The organism is Halomonas sp. IOP_6, assembly GCF_021151565.1.
Lineage (GTDB): Bacteria > Pseudomonadota > Gammaproteobacteria > Pseudomonadales > Halomonadaceae > Vreelandella > Vreelandella alkaliphila.
Genome location: NZ_JAIRBO010000014.1, coordinates 62,659 through 71,507, shown reverse-complemented (window position 1 = coordinate 71,507; position 8,849 = coordinate 62,659). Strand labels below are relative to the sequence as shown.

At 51.5% G+C, this 8,849-nt stretch carries 6 protein-coding genes; 1 reads left to right on the top strand and 5 read right to left on the bottom strand.

What is annotated here, in order from left to right; translation table 11 throughout:
* Nucleotides 1–548 precede the first annotated feature (548 nt).
* The 4 genes from K7H08_RS17690 to K7H08_RS17675 form a co-directional block, all read right to left on the bottom strand.
* Nucleotides 549–2,354, bottom strand: coding sequence for an acyl-CoA dehydrogenase C-terminal domain-containing protein (locus tag K7H08_RS17690; RefSeq protein WP_193060501.1), 1,806 nt, complete (start codon nucleotides 2,352–2,354; stop codon nucleotides 549–551).
* A gap of 253 nt (nucleotides 2,355–2,607) precedes the next feature.
* The gene (locus K7H08_RS17685; RefSeq protein ID WP_231658639.1) at nucleotides 2,608–3,375 is read right to left on the bottom strand and encodes an SDR family NAD(P)-dependent oxidoreductase; all 768 of its coding nucleotides are present in this window, start codon (nucleotides 3,373–3,375) and stop codon (nucleotides 2,608–2,610) included.
* A 16-nt stretch (nucleotides 3,376–3,391) separates the two neighbouring features.
* Entirely contained in the window at nucleotides 3,392–5,062 is a 1,671-nt protein-coding gene (locus tag K7H08_RS17680) for an AMP-binding protein (RefSeq protein ID WP_095602238.1), read from the bottom strand.
* 189 nt (nucleotides 5,063–5,251) lie between these two features.
* Nucleotides 5,252–5,815, bottom strand: coding sequence for a TetR/AcrR family transcriptional regulator (locus K7H08_RS17675; protein ID WP_089037912.1), 564 nt, complete (start codon nucleotides 5,813–5,815; stop codon nucleotides 5,252–5,254).
* A gap of 128 nt (nucleotides 5,816–5,943) precedes the next feature.
* Between K7H08_RS17675 and K7H08_RS17670 the strand changes: the two genes are divergently transcribed.
* Nucleotides 5,944–7,131, top strand: a complete 1,188-nt coding sequence (locus tag K7H08_RS17670; RefSeq protein WP_231658638.1) for an acetyl-CoA C-acyltransferase — start codon at nucleotides 5,944–5,946, stop codon at nucleotides 7,129–7,131.
* A 33-nt stretch (nucleotides 7,132–7,164) separates the two neighbouring features.
* On the opposite strand, the gene K7H08_RS17665 is transcribed toward K7H08_RS17670, so the two are convergent.
* Nucleotides 7,165–8,841, bottom strand: a complete 1,677-nt coding sequence (locus tag K7H08_RS17665; protein WP_231658637.1) for a methyl-accepting chemotaxis protein — start codon at nucleotides 8,839–8,841, stop codon at nucleotides 7,165–7,167.
* Nucleotides 8,842–8,849: the final 8 nt, after the last annotated feature.

Sequence of the window (8,849 nt, the reverse complement as noted above, 5' to 3'; positions counted from 1 at the left end):
TTACGTTTAAAAACTGTCGTTCTCATGACCGCTTGCCTTGATATTTGGTGATTTATCACCCTCATCGGCAAGCGCCCACATGAATTACCTGATCAAATTGTTAAAGAGCTGTTTTCGCTGCCGAACTTCCTAAGAAGTAACTGGCTAGCCGATGAACTGGCTTGCCTCAGCGAGGAAGGCGTATTCTACGCATTTCCTGGTGTTTGTCAATCACTGTTTTGAGTGGGTGAAGCGAGTGAGCGAAGAAAGCGAAATAACGATGCTTTCTGGCGTGGCTCGTTTCAAAAAGCGTTGGAAGACATCGAAACATGTTACTGCTGAGTTCTTCTAACTCTCTGACAAACCGAAGGTTTTCACCTTCAATCACCGCTGGTAACGCTGTGCGTCCCCGGCAGCGGATGCGTACTTTACGGATTCGCTGCCGTTTTGGCAAGAGCTATTGGAAAATAAATTGAAATAAAAAAGCGGCAGGTGTTGTTCTAAGAACAAGCCTGCCGCAAACCACCGATCAGTCCCCTGACCAGAGAGTGCTCAGTTAAACCTAATGCTTAAATCTCAAAGCCCAAGCCAAAATCTTCGCTCGACATCGCCATAAGGCTTCCCGCACCCGCTTGAATCATCTGAGCATGTGCTTTAGTACGCGGCAGCAGGCGCTGGTAATAGAAACGAGCAGTATTCAACTTGGCCGCATAAAACGCCTTATCGTCACCTTCTAATTCCACCAACGACTGCTTAGCTGCGCGGGCAAAAAGGTACGCCAAGGTGACATAGCCGGAGTACATGAGGTAGTCGACGCTAGCCGCCCCCACTTCTTCACGGTCTTGCATGGCTTTCATACCCACGCCCATCGTTAGCTCGCCCCACTCAGCATTCAGCTTCGCTAGCGGCTCAACAAACTCTTTTAGAGCAGGGTTATCAGCTTCCGTCTTACAGAACTTATGGATCTCTTTGGTGAATACTTTTAGCGATTCACCCTGGCTCATCAACACCTTTCGGCCAAGCAGGTCTAACGCCTGAATGCCGGTAGTACCTTCATAGAGACGGGTAATACGCGCATCACGCACCAGCTGTTCCATCCCCCACTCTTTAATGAAGCCGTGCCCACCAAAAATCTGCACGCCTTCATTGGTGCACTCAAAACCAACTTCAGTGAGAAACGCTTTCACGATAGGCGTTAATAGACCAAGCAGAGTTTCAGCCCGCTCTTTCTCTTCGCCAGGCTTACCGTGTTCAACGATATCTAGCATTTGAGCGGTGTATAGCACCAGCATGCGACCACCCTCGGCAAACGCCTTCTGGGTTAGCAGCATACGGCGCACATCCGGATGAACAATAATCGGGTCTGCTGCTTTCTCAGGCGCTTGAGCACCAGAAAGGGCACGCATTTGTAACCGGTCACGAGCGTAACTGAGCGAGTTTTGGAAACTGGCTTCAATTAAGCCTAAACCTTGAATGCCCACCCCAAGACGCGCGGCATTCATCATAGTGAACATGCACGCTAAGCCTTTGTTAGGCGCTCCAACTAAATAGCCCGTCGCACCATCAAAGTTCATCACACAAGTCGCATTACCGTGGATGCCCATTTTGTGCTCAAGCGAGCCACAGGAAACGCCATTACGATCGCCGGGATTGCCTTGAGCATCTGGCATAAACTTAGGCACAACAAATAGAGAAATACCCTTCGAGCCCTCAGGAGCCCCAGGCAGTTTGGCTAATACGAGGTGCACAATGTTTTCTGCCAGATTATGGTCGCCAGCAGAAATAAAGATCTTAGTACCTGTAATGGCGTAGGCACCACTTTCATTAGGCACCGCACGCGTCTTAATTAACCCGAGGTCAGTACCACAGTGCGGCTCGGTGAGACACATAGTGCCCGTCCAAACGCCTTCAACCAGCTTGGTAAGGTAGGTTTCCTTTTGCTCATCAGTGCCATGGTGCCGAAGCGCATCGGCCGCACCATGGGAAAGCCCTGGATACATACCCCACGCTAAGTTAGTTGCGCAGATCATTTCAGACAGCATCATCGCCAATGAGGGCGGAAGACCTTGGCCGCCCTGTTCAGGATCTGCTGCTAGGCTTGGCCAGCCACCTTCAACATATTGCTGATACGCTTCTTTAAAACCTTGCGGCGCTTTAACTTCGCCACCTTCTAACAAGCACCCCTCTTCATCGCCACTTTGATTGAGCGGAAGTAGCACATCACGGGCAAAGCGCGCGCCCTCTTCAAGAATCGCATTCACGACGTCTGGAGACGCTTCATCACCACAGGGTAGCGCTGCATAGTGGCTGGGATAGTCAAACATTTCGTCCATAACGAAACGCATATCACGTAAGGGGGCTTGATAGCTGGGCATGTCACTTCTCCTGAGCAGGGGGCTGAAAGCGGCTTACATTTTTAGTACGGCTTAGATTCCAAAAAAGCCACTTTCAAACACATGTTTGAAAACTAGCGCGCAGCCGCATCATAGTCAAGCGGTCGTTTGAATATAACACCCAAAACCGCTACAACTTTGGTCGACCAGCCGGTAAAAAATTGATCTATAAACAAAAAAACCTGCCAGCAAAAGTGCTGGCAGGTTATCAGACGCTACTAATTTTTCAGCCCAATTACTGCATTCGAATGCCGCCATCCAGCCGAATTACTTCACCATTCAACATTGGGTTAGTGATAATCTGTTCGACCAACTGAGCAAACTCATCTGGCTTACCCAGCCGTTTGGGGAAAGGCACCGCAGCGGCTAAGGCTTGAGCCGCTTCGTCAGGAATCTCACTCATCATGGGCGTTTCAAAAACGCCAGGCGCAATCGCCATAACGCGAATAGCATGACGCGATAGCTCTCTAGCAGCCGGCAAACTCATTCCCACAACACCGGCTTTCGAAGCACTGTAAGCACACTGCCCCACCTGCCCATCGAATGCCGCGATAGAAGCCGTATTAATAATTACGCCCCGCTCACCGCTCTCATTGGGCGTATTTTTGGCCATGGCGGCTGCCGCCAAACGCATCACATTAAACGTACCCACTAAATTAATGTTGATCGTTTTTGCATAGCTTTCCAGGTCTGCGGGATTGCCATTACGGTCAACCAGTTTGGCCACGCTTACTACGCCGGCACAGTGAATAACACCCGAAAGGCCGCTGCCACCTCCCAGTGCAATCGCTTCGTCAATCGCCTGCTGCATTTGCTCGGCAGAGGTGATATCAGCTATGCAGGCCACTGCACGACCACCTAAGCGTTTAGCATGGTCCGACACGCTATTATTCATGTCACACAATACAACGCTCCCACCGGCAGCTATTAGGCGCTCTGCCGTTGCCGCACCTAGCCCTGAAGCAGCACCAGTAATTAAAAACGTACAATCCTTCACCTGCATTTCAACTTTCCTTTGATTATTTGTCGTTGCGTGCTTGCTCAGTCGCTTGGGCACGAAGTTTGAAGCGCTGAATCTTGCCGCTAGGCGTTTTGGGCAGCTCATCGACGAATTCGATAACCCTGGGGAACGCATGAGTAGAAAGACGCTCACGCACTTGCTGGCGGATCTCATCAGCAAGCGCCTCACTAGCCTCATACCCATCACGCAGTACGATATAAGATTTAATGACCTCGCCACGAATCTCGTCTGGCTGGCCAACCGCTGCAGATTCGGCAACCGCAGGGTGGGTCATGACACTGTTTTCAACATCCGTAGGGCCAACTCGGTAGCCTGCGGTGGTAATAATGTCGTCATCACGTCCGGCAAATTGAAACGAGCCGTCTTCATTGCGGATAACTACATCACCAGTCAGGTAGTAACCGTTCACAAAGGGATCTTTTTCTTGCCAGGTATACCCTTGGAAAAAGTGGGCGGGTGAGTTTTTGATATCAACTGCAAGCACACCCGGCTCACCGGGCGGCAGCTCGTTATACTCGGCATCCAAGATAGCCAAGCGGTAGCCCGGCATTGGCACACCCATCGCTCCAACGTGTTTGGGGTGATCAAGGGAGTGATGGTTATTACAGGTCATGCCGGTTTCTGTTTGACCATAGTGATCCATGACCGGACAACCTAACGACTTCTCCACCCAGGTCACTACTTCTGTATTCAGTGGCTCGCCTGCCGAACTCGCCGCGCGAAGCTCTAAGGTTTGGTGGGCGTCATCGAACAGTCCTGACGCTTTCATTAAGCGGTATGCCGTGGGCGCCGCGGCGAAGTTAGTAATATGATGACGCTTCATGAACGCCAAGGCACCTTCTGCACTGAAACCCGCCTCGCAGAAGTGCGTGGTAACACCGAGCAGCAGCGGCCCAGCAATCGCGTAATAAAGCCCGTATGCCCAACCAGGGTCAGCCATATTCCAAAAGCGATCATCGTCACGAAGATCGACTGCCAGCTCCATATAGAGAGCAAACGCTGTCATACCGGAAAGCGGCACAGCCACTCCCTTTGGCTTACCTACCGTGCCTGAAGTAAACATCTGAAGAAAAGGTTTTTCAGGGGCAAGACGAGGTGGCTTTTCGCTCATTGACGTATGCGTCAACGCAGCCTGCCAATCATGATCATTAGGATGCTCGCTAGTGGCCCCGCCTACTGCCAAAACAGGCGGGCACTGGCTTAGCCCATCAAACTTAAAGCGATTAGCATGATCGGTAATAACCAGCTTGGTGTCAGCGCGCCCCAGGCGATAATCCACCGCATCAGGACCGAACGCGGTAAATAACGGCTGATAAACCGCACCAATTCGCCAAGTGGCAAGAACCGCCACTAACAGTGCTGTTGAGCGCGGCAGCATGCAGGCAATACGGTCCCCTTCACCAAGCCCTTGGGCCTTAAACCAGCCAGCAAGCTTGCCACTCTGCTCGTCTAGTTCTGCATACGTCAGCGTATGGGTTTGTCCATTGATATCTTCCTGCACGAGCGCAAGCACATCACCTCGCCCCTGGCGCACATGACGACCGCAGCATGCCTCGAAGGCATTAAGGCAACCATCCTGATGGTCATCCAGCCTGGCAATCATGGTGTCAACCGTAAAGCCTTCCAGGAAGGTGGAATATGTGGGTAGTGACGCTGATGTTGCTGTCATGATGGCTCTCTTATGTTGTTAGTCGTGAGCAGTTGTACGCAAACAGACAGGCCAGGTTTCGTTCTACGCTTTATTTTTGTCCGTTTACGTTAACGGAAACCTTGCAATTAAACTAACGCTAAAAGCATTTACGCGGGAGCGCAAGCAATCAGCGTCGTAAACGGATTAGACGTTGGTCGAGAAGGGGTATTAACGGGCCATAATCATCGCGACCAGCTCATCGGCTAGATCATCGGGTGTGCGCGGCCCACTAGGGTCGTACCAGCGTACCGTCCAATTCAGGGCACCCAATATAAATCGCGATACAAGAAAGCGGTCACCGTGAATAAGCTCTGCTGCCAGCGCATCATCGATAACCTCTACCCATAGTGCTTCGTAAGCATCCCGCAGGTGGCTTAAATGGGCACTCGCATCTGGATCTAACCGTCGCCATTCAAATAACGCGACCACATGGGCATTGCGATCAGCGAAAAGTGTCTCTAAGTGCGCTCGGGCCATAGCATGCAGACGCGCCTCAGGATCATTGTCGCACTCTTGAAGCGCTGCTTTAGCAATACTAAGAGCATTCTGGGTACCCTCCTCTATTACCGCAGCTAAGATTTCCTGCTTATCTTTGAAGTGATGGAACAAGCTGCCAGACTTGATACCCATTTCTTGCGCCAGCATACGCACCGTGGTGCGATCAAAGCCTTCTTGGACGAATAGCTGAGCCGCTAAACGTGTCAATTCCTTGCGGCGAGGGGAAGCATTCATTACATTCATGTCATTTACACTAGCGCTTGCTTGGTTACTTAGGAGAAGACCACAGCCCCGCCAACGGGTCAACGCATCACTAAGCTTACAGCAAGATAATCACAAGAAATCCGACAGGAGACGCACAAATGAGTAATGCCACCGAGGTTGTATTTTTATCTGCCACCCGCACGCCAATGGGCGGCATGATGGGTAGTCTTTCCAGCATGACGGCTCCCGAACTTGCGGCCGTTGCAATCCGCGCTGCCATAGAGCGAGCGGGTATCGAAGCATCCGTTATTGAAGAAGGCATCATGGGTTGTGTACTACCCGCCGGCGTAAAACAAGGGCCAGCCCGCCAGGCCATGCGTCAGGCTGGCATTCCCGATGCCAATGGTGCTACTACGATCAATAAACTGTGTGGTTCTGGCATGAAAGCCACCATGCTAGCCCACGACTTGATCAAAGCCGGGACGGGGGAAGTGCTTCTCGCTGGCGGCATGGAATCGATGTCTAATGCCCCACACGTACTCACTAAAGCGCGTGGCGGTTATCGTCTAGGTCATGGCGAGCTAAAGGACCACATGTTCCTTGACGGCTTAGAAGATGCCGAAACCGGCAAATTGATGGGGGTTTTCGCTCAGGATGTTGCCTCAGAGCGTGGCTACACGCGCGAGCGCCTGGATGATTTTGCCATTGCATCCTTAGAGCGCGCTATGGACGCTACCAATAACGGCCACTTAGCGGCAGAAATGGCGCCGGTAACAGTAACCACACGCCAAGGTGAAACGCTGGTCGAGCATGATGAACAGCCCTTCCAAGCGAAGCTAGATAAAATTCGCCAGTTGCGCCCGGCGTTTGCCAAAGACGGTACTATTACGGCTGCCAACGCTAGCTCAATTTCCGACGGTGCATCCGCACTTATTTTGGCCAGCCATGAAGCCGCACAGCGCCATGGTGTGAAGCCACTAGCCAAAATGCTTGGCCATACCACCCACTCTCGCCATCCAAGCGAATTCACCATTGCGCCAGTCGGTGCCATTGAAAAGCTGATGAAAAAGCTTGGCTGGGGTGTTAACGATGTTGATCTGTTTGAGATTAACGAAGCGTTCGCTGTCGTTACGTTAATGGCGATGGATGACTTGGGGCTACCCCACGAGAAAGTCAACGTGTTTGGCGGCGCTTGTGCCCAAGGGCACCCAATTGGCTCAACAGGTTCACGCGTCATTGCGACGCTTATTCACGCCCTACGCACCAAAGGCGGCAAACGTGGTATTGCCAGCCTGTGCATTGGTGGTGGCGAAGCCACCGCTGTGGCCGTTGAGCTAATCGACTAATATAATCAACCCTCCCGCGCCTTGCCATACTGATCATGCCAAGGCGCGTTTATCCTCCCTATCGCCATACTTTTCTGAAGTGGCCAATGTCTGCCAGTCCAACGACCTGGGCGCCTCTGTAACTTCACTGATATCATCATGATTATTGCTAAGCTGATCCTCAACCATGCGAAATTGACCAGCATATTCACGCATTTTCAGAGCTTCTTGAGTTAGTCCTTCAGCACTTTGTGCCGCGTGATTGACCAGCTTCAGCGTATCTTGAGTTGTCATATCAATTTGCGTGACCGCCCTGTTCACTTCCTCAATACCACGTCGCTGCTCTTCCGACGCACTGGCTATCCTTGCCATCAACTGCTCTACCTGAGTGGCCGACTGCATAATATCGCGCGTATGCTCACCCGCTTGCTGAGATAACTCACTCCCCTCCTCAACACTCTGGCGAGATGCTTCAATACGCGACCGAATTTCATGTGCCGCATCAGCACTGCGCGTTGCTAACGCTCGTACTTCGCTGGCCACCACAGCAAAGCCACGCCCGTGCTCACCCGCACGCGCTGCCTCAACAGAAGCATTCAAAGCCAGAATATTCGTTTGGAAGGCAATGCTTTCAATCATGGAAATAATGCTTTGTATTTCTTCGGAGTGCTTGTTAATGGCCTGCATAGTCGCTATGAACTGGGCAATCACTTGATCACCTTGCTGCGCTTTATGAGCGACACCCGTCGTCGCTTGACTCACATGCGCCGCACTTTCTGCATTCTGATTTACGGTTGCGGTTAACTGCTTGAGGCTTGCCGCCATTTGCACGAGTGCGGATACTTGCGAGTCAGTTTGCCCCGCCAATTGTTGGCTTTGAGCTGCCATGACTTGGCTATCGGTGTAAACCTGTTGGCTGCTGTTGTTAAGATGGTTCACCGTCGACGTCAGCGAATGCTGCATGTTTGCCAATTCGCTAAACAACAGACCAATTTCATTCGCGGCATGGGCTTCGACTGGCGTTGATAAATCGCCCTTGGCAATGCGTTTAAAGTGCTGCGTTATTGCACGCAAAGGCTGCAAAACATTGTTACGCACGCCCCATACCACTAACGCTATGACCAGCATTGCCACAACAACAACGCCAAGCACCCCCCAAAATAGTAGCGACGATACTTTTTGAAAGCGATCAAGCAGCCCAGCACCACGGGCGACCGAATAACCGTAGAAGGCTTCCGCAGCAGTCACAAACTGCTGACTACTCTCATCCACGCGAGACTCGCCAGATAGGAAGCCTCGAACATCGCGCTCTTCCAGCATCATCATTTGCAAACTTAAATTATTATTAACTAGTGAGTGGAAATTATTCGCCAACTGATCCACAAGCTCAAGCCGCTCATCCTCAGCAAAACTCGAGTAGAAAGCGTTAAAGCGGGCTGAAGCCGTATTCAACAAGCTCCCTGCTTCCTCTAACAAAGGTTCTGGACGCTCAAAAGAGGGAGTACGAATTAGCTCAGCAGCTCGGTTCATTTGTATACGAGCACGCAGCAGCTGGGTATAGGCCCCGTTAAGCTCACGTACCTGATTCATGTCTCGTTGCTGCAGCGACGTAAACGCCTCACGGCCAAAGTGATTGGCAAATAACCCCAACCCACCAATTGCCAATATGAGACAGGTGAAGGTCACTAACACCAGCGCCCAGCTTGCTTTAACGCTTAAACTATTCACCATACGCATAA

Coding starts and splice junctions, on each gene's coding strand:
- K7H08_RS17690 (WP_193060501.1), bottom strand. CDS start 2,354: ATGCCCAGCTATCAAGCCCCCTTACGTGATATGCGTTTCGTTATGGAC.
- K7H08_RS17685 (WP_231658639.1), bottom strand. CDS start 3,375: ATGCAGGTGAAGGATTGTACGTTTTTAATTACTGGTGCTGCTTCAGGG.
- K7H08_RS17680 (WP_095602238.1), bottom strand. CDS start 5,062: ATGACAGCAACATCAGCGTCACTACCCACATATTCCACCTTCCTGGAA.
- K7H08_RS17675 (WP_089037912.1), bottom strand. CDS start 5,815: ATGAATGCTTCCCCTCGCCGCAAGGAATTGACACGTTTAGCGGCTCAG.
- K7H08_RS17670 (WP_231658638.1), top strand. CDS start 5,944: ATGAGTAATGCCACCGAGGTTGTATTTTTATCTGCCACCCGCACGCCA.
- K7H08_RS17665 (WP_231658637.1), bottom strand. CDS start 8,841: ATGGTGAATAGTTTAAGCGTTAAAGCAAGCTGGGCGCTGGTGTTAGTG.